We start from the raw sequence: 15,759 nt of genomic DNA on the forward strand, positions 1-15,759 counted from the left end.
GCCGACCGTGCGAACAGCCGTCGAGGAAGCGATCGGGCCGGTTGTGACAGAACGGTCTTGTTCTCGGCCGACTCCGGTCATCCCCGCTCGCCATGGTCAAAGCCATGACGAACCACTTTTCGCTCCCCGTGCGCCGTCCCCGCTCGGCTAGGCCGATCGTGCTCGCCGTCGTCGCCGCGCTGTTGGCCCTCGTGGCGGGGTGTGCCGGCGAGGCGGGCCGGACCGACCCGGCTCCCGCGGCCACCCTCTCGGGCCGGCTCGACCTCCCGCAGCCGATCAGCCCCGCATGGCCCAAGGACGGCCAGGCGGCCGTGTCGGTCGAGGGCGCCCGGGACCCGATCGTGTCCGGCGCGGCCAAGCCGACGCCGACCGCGAGCCTGGCCAAGGTGATGACCGCGTACGTGTTCCTCAAGGCCAAGCCGCTCGTGCCCGGCGCGGCGGGGCCGACGTTCACCGTCTCGGCGGAGGAGGCCCATCGCTATGCCGAGCGCCTGCGCCGCTTCGAGAGCCTGACCCCGGTGACCCCGGGCGAGGCGTTCACCCAGCGCCGGGCCCTGGAGGCACTGATGACGATATCGGCGAGCAACATCGCGCACGAGATCGCCCGCTGGGTGGACGGGAACGAGGCGGCGTTCGTGGCCCGGATGAACCGCACCGCCCGCGAATTGGGCATGCGCGACACCACCTACACCGATCCCTCCGGATTCGACCGGGCCACCGTGAGCACCGCCGCCGACCAGGTCCGACTGTTCACGGTGGCGATGCGCGACCCGGCCTTCGCCGCGGTCGCCGGCGTCCGCGACTACACCGACTCGGCGCGGATCACCAAGCCCAACAGCAACACCCTGCTCGGCCGCGAGGGCGTGCTGGCGGGCAAGACCGGTTTCACCACCCCCGCCGGCGCCAACCTGGTCTTCGCCGCCGAACGCCACGTCGACGGCAAGCCGCACCTGGTGGTCTGCGCGGTCATGGCCCAGCGCAAGGGCAGCACGGCGGCCGCCGCGATCAACGCGAGCGAGACGCTGATCCGTTCGATCGGGGCACCGTGACGGATGCGGGCGGGGTCGGCGGCGCGGGTGGCACCGGGCTGCCGCCCGCGCGTCCCGGCGTCCCTCGCGTTCCTCGGGTCGCGGGCTCCCGCTCGTCCCGCCCCGCCCGGCCCGACCTCCCGCACGTCCCGCACGTCCCGCACGTCCCGCCTCCCGGAATTCCCGTCTCCCGCTCGGTCCGCCGCGCGACGCCGGGTGGCCGCAGGGGTGGCCGACCGGGTCGCCGGCGGCCGAAATTCGATGGCCCGCCGCGCGGCCCGCTCCTACAGTGACCGAGGATCCGCGCGCAATGCTCGGTCGCAGCGGGACCGGGCCGGTGATCGGGGAGGGGACATGCGTACGCACTATCCCCGCACCCCGCATGTGCCGTGGTCGCCGGGTGCCGGCGCCGACGACGTGCGCGCCGGCGACCTGTCGGGACTGCGCGGCCTGGAGGTCGTGGTCACCGAGAAGCTCGACGGTGAGAACACCACGCTGTATCCGGACGGCCTGCACGCGCGGTCGTTGGACTCCGCGCACCACCCCTCGCGGACCTGGGTCAAGGCGCTCCAGGGCCGGATCGGCGCACGGATCCCGCCCGGGTGGCGGATCTGCGGCGAGAACATGTACGCCCGGCACTCGATCGGCTATGACGCGCTGGCGAGTTGGTTCTACGGTTTCTCGGTGTGGGCCGGTGATCGTTGCCTGGACTGGGACGAGAGTGCGCGTTTCCTGCGTCGGCTGGGCGTGCCGACGCCGCCGGTGTTGTGGCGCGGGGTGTTCGACGAGCGGGAGTTGCGCGCGATCCGGCTCGATCCCGCACGCCGGGAGGGCTTCGTGGTCCGGTCGGTCGAGGGCTTCGAGCGCGCGGATTTCGGCCGACGGGTGGCCAAATGGGTGCGGCGCGGACACGTGCAGACCGATACGCACTGGATGCACGCCGAGGTGGTGCCGAACGGTCTCGGGCCGAACGCGGCACTGTGGGCCGTGCGTTCGGGCGCGAAGCCGGACCTGCCGGCCCTGCTCGCGTTGCTGAACCCGACGGATTCACCGGCCGCCGAAGGCGAGACGGTCGCCGGAGCCGACGCGATTTCCCGTGCCGAGACGGTTGCCGTTGTCGAGACGGTCGCGGACGCGTGCGCGCGGCTGGACGTACTGGGTCGCACCGGCGACGCGCGGCTGGCCGGGGTGCTGGCCGCCGCGCTGCATGCCGAACGGCGGGCGACGCTGACGCCCCGACTCGTCCCGGCGCTCGGGTTGCCCACCGCGCGCCGTGTCGCGGACCTGGTCGGGTTGCAGGCACACCTGCGCCGGCCCTTCCCGGATGACGAACGCCCACGCGGCCTGGCCCGGTTGGCGGTCGCCGCGGATGTGGGCGTGCTGCACGCGGTGGCCGCCGCGACGCTGACCGGGCGCACCGGTGCGCAGGCCGACGCGGAGCGCGAACAGGTGGAGTGGTCGGCGCTGTTCGCGGCGGACGCGGGCCTGCTGGAGGAGGCCCCGCTCGCGGCTCTGCGCGCCCGGGCCGCGGACGCGTTCGCGGGCCTGGACTCGGAAGTGGCCGACCGCTGCTGGGCGGAGTTGCGCGCGGGCCACGCCAAGGGGTGGTCGATGCCGCCCGAGGCCACCCGCCGGTGGTGGAGCGGCGACTTTCCCCGGTTGATCCAGACGATCGGCCGCTCGGGCAGCGGCAAGAGCACCTTCGCCCGCGAACTTCCCGGCGTCGACACGCTGATCAGCCTGGACGAACTGCGTGCGGCGCGCGGCTCCCGGACCGACCAGAGCGCCAACGGCGAGGTGCTGGGCCGGGGGTTGGACCGGCTCGACGCGGCGCTGGCCGCCGGCGGGACGGTGGTGTGGGATGCCACCTCGCTCACCGGCAGCCAGCGCATGCCGGTACAGGCCATCGCACACCGCCGCGACGCGCTGATCACGCACGCCGTACTGCTGGTCGGCGAGGACGAGTTGGCCCGGCGCAACGCCACGCGCGAACACGCGGTCCCACCCGCCGTACTCGCCGCGCAGGCACGGCGCTTCGCGCCGCCGTATCCCGGACAGGCGCACCGTACCTGGTACATCGGCGCGGGCGGCGGCCTCGACGACGTCGCCGGCTCGCTGGACGCGGAGGACGCGTGATGCGCACGAGCGAGGAGATCTACCACCGAGTGCGCTGGGATCCCCGGTTCGATCCCGCCCGCTTCGTCCTCGAGGTCAGCCGACGCGGCGCGGACCCCAAGCGCATCCCGTTGCCCGCGTTCGTCCCGGGTGGCGAGATCCCGTGGCATCGGGTGCTGCGGATCGAGGCGGACGGCGAGGTGGTGTGGGATCGGGCCGCGCGCGTGGACCGGATCGAGCACTGTGTCGCCGGTCGGGCCCGGGATCCGCGCCGACTGCGGGCGCCGTTCTTCACCGCGCGCGAACCGCACACCTTCGACCCGTCGACGGGCCGCTGGCGACCCGCGACCGCAAGCGGCGCGGACCCGATCGGCCTCCCGGACACCGCGCGGATCCGCGTGCTGACCTGGAACACGCTGTGGGATCGCTACGACGCCGATCGTATCGACACCGCACGCCGGCGGCCGATGTTGCTCGCCGCGCTCGCCGCCGCCGACGCCGACGTGATCGCGCTCCAGGAGGTCGAGCCCGAACTGGCCCTGCTGTTGGCGGCCCAACCGTGGGTGCGCGCCGCGTACACGATGGACACCGATCCCGCCGGCCGCGATGTACCGGCCACCGGGCTGTTGTTGCTGAGCCGGCTGCCGGTGCGCGAGGCCGGTCGGCACGCGTTGGGGCCGTACAAGGCGGTGGCCGCGATCACCGTGGCCGGGCCGGCCGAGCCGCTCGTGCTCGCCGTCACGCACCTCACCAGTGACCACACGCAGGACGGCGCCGGGCGCCGCCGGATCGAATTGGCCGCGCTCGCCGCCGGGTTCGCGGGCATCCCGGGCGACCTGGTGGTGGTCGGCGACTTCAACGACGGCACCACGGGGCCGGCCGCCGCGCTGGGGTTGACGGACGTATGGACGGACGTACACGGCGCCGACGACCACACGCCGACGTTCGACCCGGGTGTCAACCCGCTCGCGGCGATCGGCTCGCTCACCGGCCGCGCCGCCCGGCTGGACCGGATCCTGTCGCGCACCGGCTCCTGGCGGGCGGGTACGGCGGTACTGCGCGGGGACACGCCCGGGCCCGACGGCCTGTACGCGTCCGACCACTTCGGGGTGCAGGCGGATCTGCTCCCCGCCGCGAATCCGCCCGCCGGCGATGTCCTGGACGTCGCGCCTACCGCGCGCACCGCGCTGGCCTGGCTGCCGCCCGGGCGTCTGTGGCCCGCGCTGCAACGGGCCCGCCGCGCGCACGATCCCCAGGTGGACCGCTGGCCGCCGCACGTCAACGTGCTGTTCGGCTTCGTGCCGGAAGCCGACTTCGACCGGGCCGCGCCGCTGCTGGCCGCGGCCGCCGCGCGAGTGACACCGTTCACCGCCGAACTCGACGGCGTACACACCTTCGGCCATCGCGAGGACGCCACCGTCTGGCTCGACCCGGCAGCCGCCGACGAACTCCCGTGGGCCCGGATGCGGGAGGCCTTCGCGGCCCACTTCCCCCGCTGCCTCGGCCGGACGAGCGGCTACACCCCGCACCTGACCCTGGGCCGCGGCACCGATGCACAGCGCGTCGCCGCCGCGTGCGCACGCGAACTGGAGCCGATGACGGCTCGTGTCGGGGAACTGGTCCTGCTCTCCCGCCGAGGCGACGAACCGATGCGCCCGCGAGCCGTCCTCACGCTGGGCACGGGCGAACTGCGCGAGCTGCCCGATCCGGATCCGGTAGCAGGTACCGACGCGACCGGGAGCCGCGAAGGTTCCGTCGCCGGGGGTCGGGCACGCAAACCCTCGGATCGGGTACGGGAGCCGGTCGGCGCCGAACGGGAAGGAACGGCACGGGCACCCCTCGCCACCGACCCGGGCAACGACACCCGGGAGCACCGCGCCGCCGATCCCGAAGGCGATGCCCACCTCCGGCCCCGCTCCGACCGCCCGGGGGACACTCGGGCGCCCCGCGCCGACGACCCGGACGGCGATGCCCGAACCCGGCGGATCGCCAGGCGTGTTTCCGCGGCGTTGGGCGAGGGCGTCGTGTCGGTGGTCGGCTCGCGTCGGATGGGCTGCGCGTCGCCCGACGCCGACCTCGATCTGGTGGCAGCCCTGCCCGGCACCGTCGACCCCGCCGACATCGCGGCGCGGATCGCGGCAGCGCTGCCCGAGGCCGGCGGCATCCGGCCGGTGCTCGGCGCGCGGGTACCGGGCCTTCGGTTGCGCGTCGACGACTCGCCCGTCGATCTGGCCCTGATCGGCACCGGGCGGATCGCCCCCGCCGACGCGGTGGCCCGGCGCGCCGAACTGGGCGAGCCGGCCGCGGTGACCCTGAGCGCGGTCACCGACGCGGACGCGATCCGGGGCACGGTCGGCGCGGACCACGAGCGCTTCGCCGACCTGGCCCGACGGATCAAGGCGTGGGCGCGAGCGCGCGGCCTGGACGCGGCCCCGTTCGGCGGACTCCCGGGCCTGGCTTGGTCGGTACTCGCGGCCCGGACCACGCGCGAGGCCGCGCACGTGGCCGACGAGGACCTGCCGGCGTACTTCTTCGCCGGCTGGGCCGCGTGGGACTGGCGCGTACCGGTGGCCCTGGACGACGACACCGCCCGCGCGGGCACGGTCACCGGCGGGCCGGTGTCGATTCTGACGCCGACCCACCCGGTGCGCTCGTGTACCGAGCAGGTCGGCCCCGGCGGGCGCGATCTGCTGGTCGACGAGCTGTACCGCGCGTGGGAGTTGCTCACGCCGGGCGAGGCTTCCGAACGGGACGATCGCGACCCGTGGGCCGCCCTGATCGAGCCGCCGCCCCTGCACCGCCGGCACGCCGCATGGGCGGTGCTGACCGTACTGCCCGCCTCCGCCGAGGAGTGCGCGGCCACCACCGGACGGTTGCGCGGTCGCATCCGCGGCCTGCTCACCACCTTGCAGGAGGCTGGTGTCCAGGACGCGCACGCGTGGCCCCGCCCGTTCGTGTCCGACTCGCGCACCCGCTACGCGATCGGCCTGGGTGCCGACCCGCCGAGCGCCACCGACCTCGCCGAGCTCACCGAGCGATGGCGCAGGAGCCTGCCCGGCGTCGAAACGACCTGGGCCGACGGCGGCTCCGTACCGACTCTGCGCTGATCACCCGACCGCGCCTTGGACGACCGTGAGTCCAAGGCCACGGCAGAACGCCGCCGATCCCCGGACCGTGCGTCGGACCCCACCCGGCAATGCCCGGCGATCGGTGTACGTCGCCCGGCCACGGGGCGCGCGCCCGCGCCAGGGAACCGGCGCGGCTTGCGCACCGCGCGCACGAGCCTCGCGGATGGGCGCGCGATCAGGCCGGCCTGGTCGCCGATCGAGGCAAAGCGCCGGTCGCCCCCGCCGACGGTGTTGTCAGGACGCGGAACCAGGCGTAGAAGAAGGGGCATGCGGCCCCGCCGGGGTCGGGTGTGACGCGCGAACACGGCCGCGCCGTGCGCCTCGCAGGCGCGGTGGCCACTCTGCACGTTCCCTCGAGGAGAGCCTCGCATGTCGGCAGAACCCCAGCACCGATGTCCCGTACTCGATCCCACCGCCCGCGACGCACACGCCGAGGCCGCCGCGCTACGCGCCCGGGGTCCGGCCGTCCTGGTCGAACTCCCGGGCGGGGTGCGGGCCTGGTCGATCACCCGGCACAAGGTGATCCAGGCGCTGACCACCGACCCCCGGGTCTCCCGCGACTTCCGTCGGCACTGGCCCGGTCTGGCCGAACTGCCCGACGGCTGGCCGATGGCACCGGTCGCGCTCCAACAGGGTTTCGTGAACACGTATGGCGAGGAGCATCGCCGATTGCGCGCACGGGTCGCGCCCTCGTTCGCCCCGCGCCGGGTGGAGCGGCTGCGCCCGCGGATCCAGGCCACGGCGGATCGCCTGGTCGATGTGCTGGCGGCGGTGCCGCCCGGCGAGAGCGTCGACGTACGGCAGATGTTGTCGTTGCCGCTGACGATGACCGTCATCTGCGACCTGCTCGGCGTGCCCGAGGCACTGCGGCCGGGGTTGGGCCGGGCCATCGACGCGGTAATGGACACCACGATCGACGCCGCGGAGGCGATCGCTCGGCGGATCGAACTCCAGTGCCGGCTGGTCGAGTTGCTGGAGCACAAGCGGGCGAACCCGGGCGCCGACCTGACCAGTGACCTGCTCACCGCGGCCGCGAGCGTCGGGACGACGCCCTCGGAACAGGAATTCCTCGACTCGCTCTTCCTGATGCTCGGCGCCGGCTACGAGACCTCGGTGAACCTGATCACCAACGTCCTGGCCGAACTGCTCGCCCACCCGGATCAGTTCGACCGACTCCGCGCGAACGCCATCGACTGGGCGGACGTCATCGAGGAGACGCTGCGGGTCGAAGGCCCGGTCATGCATCTCCCGTTGCGCTACGCGATCGAGGACATCGACCTCGGGGAGGGTGTCGTCATCGGTCGGGGCGATCCGATCATCATCGCCTTCGCCGCCGCCGGCCGCGATCCCGCGCGACACCCGGAGGCCCCCGAGGCGTTCGACGCCACCCGCGCCGACAAGAGCCACCTGGCCTTCGGGTACGGCCCGCACTTCTGCCTCGGCGCGCACCTGGCCAGGTTGGAGACCCGGATAGCGGTGACCACCCTGTTCGACCGTTTCCCCGACCTCGCGCTCGCGCACCCCGAACAACCGCCGACGCCCATCCCGTCGTTGATGGTCAACGGCCCGAGCCGGCTGGACATCGTCCCCACACCACCGGCCCACGCCCGACCCGAGACCCCGGCCGGTGCCCGACCCGAAACCCCGGGTCGGCGCCCGCCCGCCGTACCCGCTGTCCCCGGCTTCGGGGAGAGGTGAACCGGCGCGGGTCACCTGTCCATCTCCCGAACGTGTCCTCCCGGGCCTCGCCGCCCTCGCCCTCCGAGGTCGCGTACCGAACCACCGACATCAGCCCGGGGCCACCCCATCGGGGCGACTCGATCCCGCGCGGTTCCTGCGTGCGGTGACCAACGCGAAGGAGAGGAACTCCCCACCGTCCGTGGTGAGCATGTCGATGACGGCCCGGTTCGCGCTTGGTCCGTCCGGCTGATGCTCGGCCCCTGCCCGAGCCCACAACAGCCAGTCCCGCCAGGCGTCCTGCTGCAACCGCGCGGACGTGACCTCGACCAGTTCGGTGATCTCCCAGTGGAAGCGCCACCACTGCGCCGTGTGCCAGGCGATCGCTTCCCAGCCGACCACCTGCTTGATGTGCGGCGGGATCGCCCCGATCTCCCGGACTTCCCGGGTCATCGCGGGAGTCGCCATGCCCAGTTGTCCGCCCGGACGGAGAAACCCGACCAGATAGGGCAGATAGTTGTCCGCCGTGCCGAAATACTCGAACGCGTCGACGCTCACGACGGCGTCGAAGCTCTCCTGCTCGAACGGCAAGGCGTGCGCCTCGGCGCGAACGGCCTCCACCCGGTCGCCGACACCCGCGTCCGCGAAAACGGCCGCCGCGTCCTCGGGGGCGATCCACAAGTCGGCAGCGACGACTTGCACGCCGTACTCGCGAGCCAGGAACACCGACGTGGCACCCTTGCCGGAGCCGAGGTCGAGAACCCGCATCCCGGGGCGCAGGTCGAGGTCCCGGGCGAGGTCCTCCAGCAACCACAACGGGTTCGGCCCCATGTCGAGGTCGAGCAGCCAGGCGGGGTCATAGCGGGAGGAGCGCGGATAGCGGTCCGGACGCACAAGATCATTCAGGGCACTCACGAGCACGAACCCAACCCGATCATCCGCCCGAGCGCAACCCGAATTCGCCGCCTCGCCCGGCTGTCACCGGAGTCACCGGAGCCGCCGTCGTCCGGTGGTCGACCGCGATCAGCGGATCACCGGTGAGCGGGTGGTCGAGGATCACCGCACGGATGCCGAACACCTCGGCGAGCAGTTCCGGAGTGAGCACCTCGCGCGGCGACCCGGACGCGCGCAACCGGCCCCGGTGCAGTACGTGCAGCCGATCGCACACCGAGGCCGCCGCGTTGAGGTCGTGCAGCGCGATCAGCGTCGTACGATCCTGGGCGCGCAACAGCGCCAGGAGTTCGACCTGATGCCGCACATCGAGGTGATTGGTCGGCTCGTCCAGCACCAGCACGTCCGGTTCCTGAGCCAACGCCCTGGCCAGCAGGACGCGTTGGCGTTCACCGCCGGACAGGGTCGAAAAGCGCCGGCCCTGATGTGCCTCGACTCCGGCCTGGACCAGCGCGATCAGCACCGCCGCCCGATCCGCGGCGCTGTCCCCGGCGAACGCCTTCTGGTAGGGGGTCCGCCCCATCGCGACCACCTCGCGCACGGTGAAATCGAAGTCGTTCTCCCGCTCCTGCGGCAGCGCCGCGACATGTCGGGCCGCCGCCGCCGGGGTCATCGCACGCAGGTCCCGATCGCCGAGCAGGACCCGGCCGGCCTGCGGCTTCAGGTGTCGGTAGATCGTGCGCAGCAGGGTGGACTTGCCGCTGCCGTTGGGGCCGACCAGGCCGGTGATCTCACCACCCGCCGCGATCAGCCCGACCCCGGTCAGGATGTCCCGGCCGGAGAGGGCGACGCGCAGATCGTGCACGGTGATTCGCGTCTGCTCGGCGCCCACGCCGCGCACCTCCTCGCCCGGCCCGCCATCCGCGCGATCGCCCACGCCGCCGCCCGTCATCGTGTCTCCAGCCGTCGATCGAGCAGGAGCAGCAGGACCGGGGCGCCGAGAACAGCGGTGACCACGCCGATCGGCAACTCCTGCGTACTCACCGCCGTCCGGGCCACGGTGTCCACCGCGACCAACAGCACCGCGCCGAACAACGCCGACACCGGCAGCAGTCGGCGGTGGTCACCGCCGATCAGCAGCCGGCAGACATGCGGAACCATCAGTCCGACGAAGCCGATCGCCCCCGACACGGCGACCAGGACACCGGTCAACACGCTGGTCACCGCGAACAGTTCGCGCCGCAGTCGGGCCACGTCCACGCCCAGCCCGGCGGCCGTCTCGTCGCCCATCAGCAACGCGTTGAGCGCCCGGGCCCGGGCCTGCAACCCGATCAGCCCCGCGGCCACGGCCGCGGCAGGCAGGGCCAGTTGCTCCCATTGCGCGCCGCTGAGGCTGCCCATCAGCCAGAACAGCACGCCGCGCGTCTGCTGTTCGTCACCCGCCTGAAGTACCAGGAAGCTGGTGAATCCGGACAGGAACTGGCCCACCCCGATCCCGGCCAGGACCAGGCGCAGCGGGGAGAACCCGCCACCTCGTCGGGCCAGGGCCCACACCAGGGCGAACGCCGCCAACGCACCGGCGAACGCCGAGGCGGAAAGGCCGAGTCCGAGCAGGCCACCGGTGCTCGCGCCGAGCACGATCACCGCGATGGCGCCGAGCGAGGCGCCGGAGGAGATGCCGAGCAGGTACGGGTCGGCGAGCGGATTGCGCACCAGCGCCTGTACGGCGGTGCCCACCAGGCCCAGCCCGGCGCCGACCACCGCCGCCAACAGGGCACGCGGCAGCCGGAGTTGCCAGACGATCAGGTCGCGCGTACCGGCCTCGGGCGGCTCGCCGGTCAGCCGGCGCCCGACCACCGACCACACCTCACCGATCGGGATGTCCACCGAACCCAACGACACCGCCGAGGTCAACGCGACGACCAGGAGCACGGCCAGGACGGCGACCACCCACGCGGTGCGCGCCGGGCGGGCCCGCTCCTCGTCGGCCGGCGGCGGCGCCGCCCGGTCCCGACGGCGGGTCGTGCGCTCGGATACCGACAACACCGGGCCTACCCCGCGGCCGGTGCGGGCCGGACCAGGTCCGGGTGGATCGTGCTCGCGATCCGCCGCACCGTCTCGGCGTTGCGGACCCCGGCGATCGTGGTGCTCTCCGAGCCGATCCGGACGAACCTGCCGTCCCGGACCGCGTTCAGGCCCTTGGTCGCGTCGAAAGTGCGCAGGAATCGCTCGGCGTCGTCGAACGCCTTGGCGTTGGCCTCGGCGCTGCCCTTGTTCCGGACGCCGAGCTGGATCCAGTCCGGGTTCTTGGCGACCACGTCCTCCCACGCGACGGGCTTGAAGTCGCCGGCGCAATCGGCGAACACGTTGCGCGCCCCGGCCTGGGTGATCACCGCGTTGGCGACCTGCTTGCCGCATACGGCGATCGGCTGCTTGGTACCGGCGTCGAAGTCGAAGAAGAAGTAGCTCGGCCGCCGATCCTGCGGCAGGCCGGCGAGTGCGGTGCGCACCGTGCCCACGGTCTGTTCCATGCCCGCGACGAGTTCGTCGGCCCGGGCGGACGTCCCGGTCACCGCCCCGAGTTCCTTGATGTCCGCCTCGACCGCGCTCAGGTCCTGCTGCGGGCCGGGACGCTTGGTCGCGCACGCGGTGGACTTGAGATAGATGTGCTTGATGCCGGCGGCGGCGAACTCCTTGGCCGAGGGCCCCGACCCCATCGCTCCCATGCCGCCCATGTCGGCGAAGGTGTCGATGTACAGGTCGGCGCCCGAGCCGAGCAGTTGCTCCTTGGGGATCACCATGTCGCCGAGCACCCGGACCTTGTCGGCCTGCGCCGCGAACTGCGCCGGCATCGTGCCCTTGCCCGGCGGGAAGCCGGTGCCGACCACCCGGTCCCCGGCGCCGAGCCAGAACAACATCTCCAGGCTGGAGGCGTTGCTCGTGACCACCTTCTTCGGCGCCTCGGTGAACGTCGTCTCGGCACCGGCGCAGTCCGTCACCTTCACCGGGAAGCCCGACGCCCCGCCTCCGCCCGCTCCCGTCGCGGACGCGGTCGGGCCCGAAGCGGCGGTGTTCGTGTCCTTCGAGTCACCCCCACACGCCGTCGCGAACAAAACCACCACGGCGGCCATGCCACACACCTTGCTGCCCCGCACAGTTTTGCTCCCCGGAAGTGCCGACGGTCGGCCCGCGAACGCGAACCCGGACACTCAGTCGGCCGAGACCCCGGGTAAGTTCCCACCGAGGTCGGGTTCCCGCCTCTCCCGCGGACCGAGCCCACCGAGCCCACCGGCCCCCACCCGGAACGCCCGTGCCGGACTCCGCGGATGAACACCGGAACGGGTACGGTCCGCATCCGGTGTCCGGGGAGCGTCCGGGGAGGTCAGCCGGCCGCGCGATCGGTCACCGGGCGTCGGCGCAGGGCGGTGCGGGCCAGCGCCGGGTGGGTCCACGCGCCGTCCGGGTGATACGTGTTCGTGCCCGGCGCGACGATCGTGTCGATGCGGTCCAGCGCCGCGTCGTCCAGGGTGAGCGTCGCCCCCTCGACCAACGCGTCGAGCTGCGCCATGGTGCGCGGCCCGATGATGACCGAGGTGACCGCCGGGTGCGCCGTCGGGAAGGCCACCGCGAGTTCGGGCAGCGTGCAGCCGATCTCCTCGGCCAGTTCGACCAGTTGCTCGACGATGTCGAGCTTGGCGGCGTTCACCGGCAGGCTCGGGTCGAAGCGTCCGGGGTTGAGGCCGGCCCGACCGGAGGTCAGATCGATCGGGCCGCCCTTGCGGTACTTGCCGGTGAGGAAGCCGGACGCCAGCGGGCCCCAGGTCAGCACGCCCATGCCGAGGCGCTCGCACACCGGCAGCAGCGATGCCTCGATGCCCCGGGCCAGGATCGAGTAGGGCGGCTGTTCGGTCCGGAACCGCTGCAATCCGCGCCGCTCGGCCACGTGGTGGGCCTCGACCACGTCCTCGGCCGGGAAGGTCGAACAGCCGAACGTGCGGATCTTGCCCTGCCGCACCAGGTCGGTCAGGACGGAGAGGGTCTCCTCGATGTCGGTCGAGTCGTCCGGGCGATGGACCTGGTACAGGTCGATCCAATCGGTCCGCAACCGCCGCAGGCTGTCCTCCACCGCCGTGGTGATCCAGCGCCGCGAGTTGCCGCCCCGGTTGACCCCCTCCCCCATCGCGAAGTGCACCTTGGTCGCCAGGACCACGTCGTCACGCCGACCGCGCAGCGCCTTGCCGACGATCTCCTCGGATTCACCGGCCGAGTACATGTCGGCCGTGTCGACGAAATTGATCCCGTGATCCAGCGCGGCGTTCACGATCCTGGCGCAGTCGTCGTGGTCGGGATTGCCGACCGCGCCGAACATCATCGTGCCCAGGGCCTGCACGCTCACCTGGATGCCGGTGCGGCCGAGGGTGCGGTAGCGCATGTTCGTGCTCCTCTTGTTTCGGTGTTCCTGCCGGCGCCGATGCTCGAACCGGCGTGTTCCACCGGCCTCGTGGTGCGGGCGTGTGCGTGTGGGCGCTCGCGTCCGGGCATGGCCCTGCGAACGTGTTCGACGATGGTCCGCGGGCCGGCCGGTCGCGTGCGACACGACCCCGGCAGCCCGACGGGAAGTGCTCCCGCCCCCGATCCCGGCGGCGTTCCCGACCGGAAATCTACGAGCTGGACCCGACTCCAGGTCAAGTCCCATCCTTGGACCCGTGACAGACACCCACAAGGACCTGACCATCGGCCAGGTCGCGACCCGTACCGGCCTGAGCATCGACACACTGCGCTTCTACGAACGCGAAGGCATCCTGGCCAACCCGGTCCGTCGCGACCCCGGCGGCCGACGCCTGTACGCCGAGCACGACATCGCCTGGCTCAACATGTGCGTGATCCTGCGCGGCTCCGGCATGCCCATCCCCGCCATCCGCCATTACACCGAACTGGCCCGCACCGGCGATGGCACCGAACGCGAGCGCCTGGCCATCCTGCGCGAACACCAGTCCCGCATCCACGCCCAGATCGCCCAGCTCCACAAGTGCCTCGACCTGATCGGTTACAAAGTGGGCGTCTACGAGGACTACCTCGCCGAGACGGAACCCGAATCCGAACCCCACCGAGGATCCGAACCCGAACCCGATCCCGAACCCGAATCGAACCCGGACCCGGACCCGGATCCGGCACCCGCGCAGCGAGAAATACCGACTCCGTAGCGCGCCGACCCACCCGCTCCCCCGTCGGCCCGCCCCGACCCCGACGACATCCCCACCAGCGACCGAGCGAGGCTGCTATTCTTAGAGTGATCAATCGGTTATCGAATCGGAAGGCAGCCCCGTGCCCCGCACCGTGGACGCCGCACGAACGGCCCGGCGGCGTGAGGCCATCACGCTCGCCGCCGCGCGGCTGTTCGCCGAGCAGGGGTTCGAGCCGACGACCGTCGCCGACATCGCCGGGGCAGCCGGCATCAGCACGGCCGGCGTCTTCTACTACTTCCCGGACAAGCGGGCGGTGTTCCGCGCGATCTTCGAACGCGATCTGCCGCTGTCCCGCGACCTGGTGACCCGTTTCGCCGACGCCGAACACCCCGTCGAGGCGATCGTCGAACTCACCACCGCTCTCGCCTCCGACGCCCGGGACCCGAGCGCGGTCGGGCTGCTCGTGGAACTGCTGCGCCAGGTCGACCGCGATCCCGAACTGGTCGACGTGGTCACCCGCACCGCCCGAATCGTCCGGGACGGTCTGGCCCACCTGATCGAGCGCGGCATCGCCGACGGCACGATCGACGCGACGCTCGACCCGATCGAGGCGGCCGAATGGCTCCAGACCGTCGTGGACGCCGTGTACCTGAACGCCGAACCGTCCCGCGACGCCACGCCCGCGTTGCGCCGCACCGTCGCGCGGTACCTGGCACCCGCCCCGAGCGAGATACGGGACGAGGCACCCGACCGAACGCCGAACGCGAACCCGGACCACAGACCGAAAGCGACACCGGACGAGCCATGGGGGCACGATGGGCAGCGCAGCGACGGATAAGCAGACCGTCACGGTCCGGATGCCACCGGTGTGGCTCTGGGTGATCGGAATCGGCGCCACCCTGCTCGGCCTCGGCGCCGGCTTCGCGGTCGGGCCGCTCGTCGACTGGCTGATCGACCGGGTCGGCGCGGCACCCGGCCCGCTTCGACTCGCCGCACGACTGCCCACAGTCTGGGCGGTACCGATCGCGACCGTGCTCGGCGCGGTGACCGGCGCGTGGCTGATCACCGAGGCCCTCCGGGAAAGCCCCGTGGTGACCGTGGCCGCCGACCACGTCGCGATCCACCGGGACGGCTCCGGCCTGCACGTACGCCGGGACCGGATCGACGCCGTCTTCACCGACGGCCGAGACCTGGTCGCCCTGGACGGGGCCGAGTCCGAACTCGCCCGGGTCCGTGCGACCGACCTGCCGACGCAACGACTGCGCGAGGCCTTCGCCGGATTCGACTACCCGTGGCGCGGTACGACCGACCCGCGCGAGACGGAATTCGGCGCGTGGGTCGACGGCACCCCCGACCTCGACCCGGCCGCGCACACCCTGCTGCGCACGCGCAAGCGGGCACTGGCCGACAAGCGGACCGGCGCGGCCGAGGAGGCCCTGGACGGGCTGCGCGAACTGGGCGTCACCGTCCGGGACCGCCACGGAGCCCAGCAGTACCGCCGGCAACCACCCGGGCACGGCGACGACACCGACTGACCCGACCCGGGAGCCTGTCCGCGGATCTCGGCGGCTCGACCGAAGGCACGCCCAAAAGGCCCGCCCACAGGTCCTGTCCGCCGGACAGGGCCTAGCTGAGCCGTTCGAGCACCATCGCCATGCCCATGCCGCCGCCGACGCACATGGTCTCCAGGCCCCACTGCTTGTCGTGCCACTGCAGCGAGTTGATCAACGTGCT

13 protein-coding genes are annotated in these 15,759 nt (G+C 72.6%); 7 read left to right on the forward strand and 6 right to left on the reverse strand.

Translation table 11 applies throughout. The features are described 5' to 3' along the window. Positions 1-104: 104 nt before the first annotated feature. The 4 genes from ACZ4FV_RS37880 to ACZ4FV_RS37895 all read left to right on the forward strand — a co-directional run bounded on the left by ACZ4FV_RS37880 (position 105) and on the right by ACZ4FV_RS37895 (position 7,969). A complete protein-coding gene (locus ACZ4FV_RS37880) occupies positions 105-1,049 on the forward strand; it encodes a D-alanyl-D-alanine carboxypeptidase family protein (protein ID WP_395870300.1) in 945 nt (314 codons plus the stop codon). A 333-nt stretch (positions 1,050-1,382) separates the two neighbouring features. Next, positions 1,383-3,164, forward strand: coding sequence for an RNA ligase family protein (locus ACZ4FV_RS37885; protein ID WP_402237489.1), 1,782 nt, complete (start codon positions 1,383-1,385; stop codon positions 3,162-3,164). Next, a complete protein-coding gene (locus ACZ4FV_RS37890) occupies positions 3,164-6,250 on the forward strand; it encodes a poly(A) polymerase (RefSeq protein ID WP_465325123.1) in 3,087 nt (1,028 codons plus the stop codon). The genes ACZ4FV_RS37885 and ACZ4FV_RS37890 overlap by 1 nt, the downstream gene beginning before the upstream one ends. Positions 6,251-6,640: 390 nt before the next feature. Next, positions 6,641-7,969 (forward strand): cytochrome P450 family protein, encoded by a 1,329-nt coding sequence (locus ACZ4FV_RS37895; protein WP_465325125.1) that lies wholly within the window; start codon positions 6,641-6,643, stop codon positions 7,967-7,969. 90 nt (positions 7,970-8,059) lie between these two features. Here the strand turns inward: ACZ4FV_RS37895 and ACZ4FV_RS37900 are convergent, their stop codons facing one another. From ACZ4FV_RS37900 to ACZ4FV_RS37920, 5 genes are all read right to left on the reverse strand, one after another. Beyond that, positions 8,060-8,863 (reverse strand): SAM-dependent methyltransferase, encoded by an 804-nt coding sequence (locus tag ACZ4FV_RS37900; protein ID WP_395870307.1) that lies wholly within the window; start codon positions 8,861-8,863, stop codon positions 8,060-8,062. Positions 8,864-8,882: 19 nt separating this feature from the next. Beyond that, the gene (locus ACZ4FV_RS37905; protein WP_395870309.1) at positions 8,883-9,791 is read right to left on the reverse strand and encodes an ABC transporter ATP-binding protein; all 909 of its coding nucleotides are present in this window, start codon (positions 9,789-9,791) and stop codon (positions 8,883-8,885) included. Further along, positions 9,788-10,789, reverse strand: coding sequence for a FecCD family ABC transporter permease (locus ACZ4FV_RS37910; protein WP_395870338.1), 1,002 nt, complete (start codon positions 10,787-10,789; stop codon positions 9,788-9,790). The genes ACZ4FV_RS37905 and ACZ4FV_RS37910 overlap by 4 nt, the downstream gene beginning before the upstream one ends. 101 nt (positions 10,790-10,890) lie before the next feature. Then, positions 10,891-11,970 carry an ABC transporter substrate-binding protein gene (locus ACZ4FV_RS37915; RefSeq protein WP_402237499.1) on the reverse strand — a complete coding sequence of 360 codons (1,080 nt, stop codon included), beginning with the start codon at positions 11,968-11,970 and terminating at the stop codon, positions 10,891-10,893. Between the two features lie 251 nt (positions 11,971-12,221). Beyond that, positions 12,222-13,271 carry an aldo/keto reductase gene (locus ACZ4FV_RS37920; RefSeq protein WP_395870313.1) on the reverse strand — a complete coding sequence of 350 codons (1,050 nt, stop codon included), beginning with the start codon at positions 13,269-13,271 and terminating at the stop codon, positions 12,222-12,224. Positions 13,272-13,545: 274 nt separating this feature from the next. Between ACZ4FV_RS37920 and ACZ4FV_RS37925 the strand changes: the two genes are divergently transcribed. The 3 genes from ACZ4FV_RS37925 to ACZ4FV_RS37935 all read left to right on the forward strand — a co-directional run bounded on the left by ACZ4FV_RS37925 (position 13,546) and on the right by ACZ4FV_RS37935 (position 15,560). Continuing rightward, entirely contained in the window at positions 13,546-14,043 is a 498-nt protein-coding gene (locus ACZ4FV_RS37925; RefSeq protein WP_402237502.1) for a MerR family transcriptional regulator, read from the forward strand. A 121-nt stretch (positions 14,044-14,164) separates the two neighbouring features. Further along, positions 14,165-14,863, forward strand: a complete 699-nt coding sequence (locus ACZ4FV_RS37930; protein WP_465325128.1) for a TetR/AcrR family transcriptional regulator — start codon at positions 14,165-14,167, stop codon at positions 14,861-14,863. Further along, positions 14,841-15,560, forward strand: a complete 720-nt coding sequence (locus ACZ4FV_RS37935) for a YqeB family protein (RefSeq protein WP_465325130.1) — start codon at positions 14,841-14,843, stop codon at positions 15,558-15,560. Before ACZ4FV_RS37930 ends, ACZ4FV_RS37935 begins: the two co-directional genes overlap by 23 nt. A gap of 91 nt (positions 15,561-15,651) precedes the next feature. On the opposite strand, the gene ACZ4FV_RS37940 is transcribed toward ACZ4FV_RS37935, so the two are convergent. Continuing rightward, positions 15,652-15,759 (reverse strand): hypothetical protein (locus ACZ4FV_RS37940; protein ID WP_402237517.1); only part of this gene is annotated, 108 nt, incomplete at its 5' end.

Source organism: Embleya sp. NPDC025285, from assembly GCF_055558835.1.

Coding starts and splice junctions, on each gene's coding strand:
- ACZ4FV_RS37880 (WP_395870300.1), top strand. CDS start 105: ATGACGAACCACTTTTCGCTCCCCGTGCGCCGTCCCCGCTCGGCTAGG.
- ACZ4FV_RS37885 (WP_402237489.1), top strand. CDS start 1,383: ATGCGTACGCACTATCCCCGCACCCCGCATGTGCCGTGGTCGCCGGGT.
- ACZ4FV_RS37890 (WP_465325123.1), top strand. CDS start 3,164: ATGCGCACGAGCGAGGAGATCTACCACCGAGTGCGCTGGGATCCCCGG.
- ACZ4FV_RS37895 (WP_465325125.1), top strand. CDS start 6,641: ATGTCGGCAGAACCCCAGCACCGATGTCCCGTACTCGATCCCACCGCC.
- ACZ4FV_RS37905 (WP_395870309.1), bottom strand. CDS start 9,791: ATGACGGGCGGCGGCGTGGGCGATCGCGCGGATGGCGGGCCGGGCGAG.
- ACZ4FV_RS37915 (WP_402237499.1), bottom strand. CDS start 11,970: ATGGCCGCCGTGGTGGTTTTGTTCGCGACGGCGTGTGGGGGTGACTCG.
- ACZ4FV_RS37920 (WP_395870313.1), bottom strand. CDS start 13,271: ATGCGCTACCGCACCCTCGGCCGCACCGGCATCCAGGTGAGCGTGCAG.
- ACZ4FV_RS37935 (WP_465325130.1), top strand. CDS start 14,841: ATGGGCAGCGCAGCGACGGATAAGCAGACCGTCACGGTCCGGATGCCA.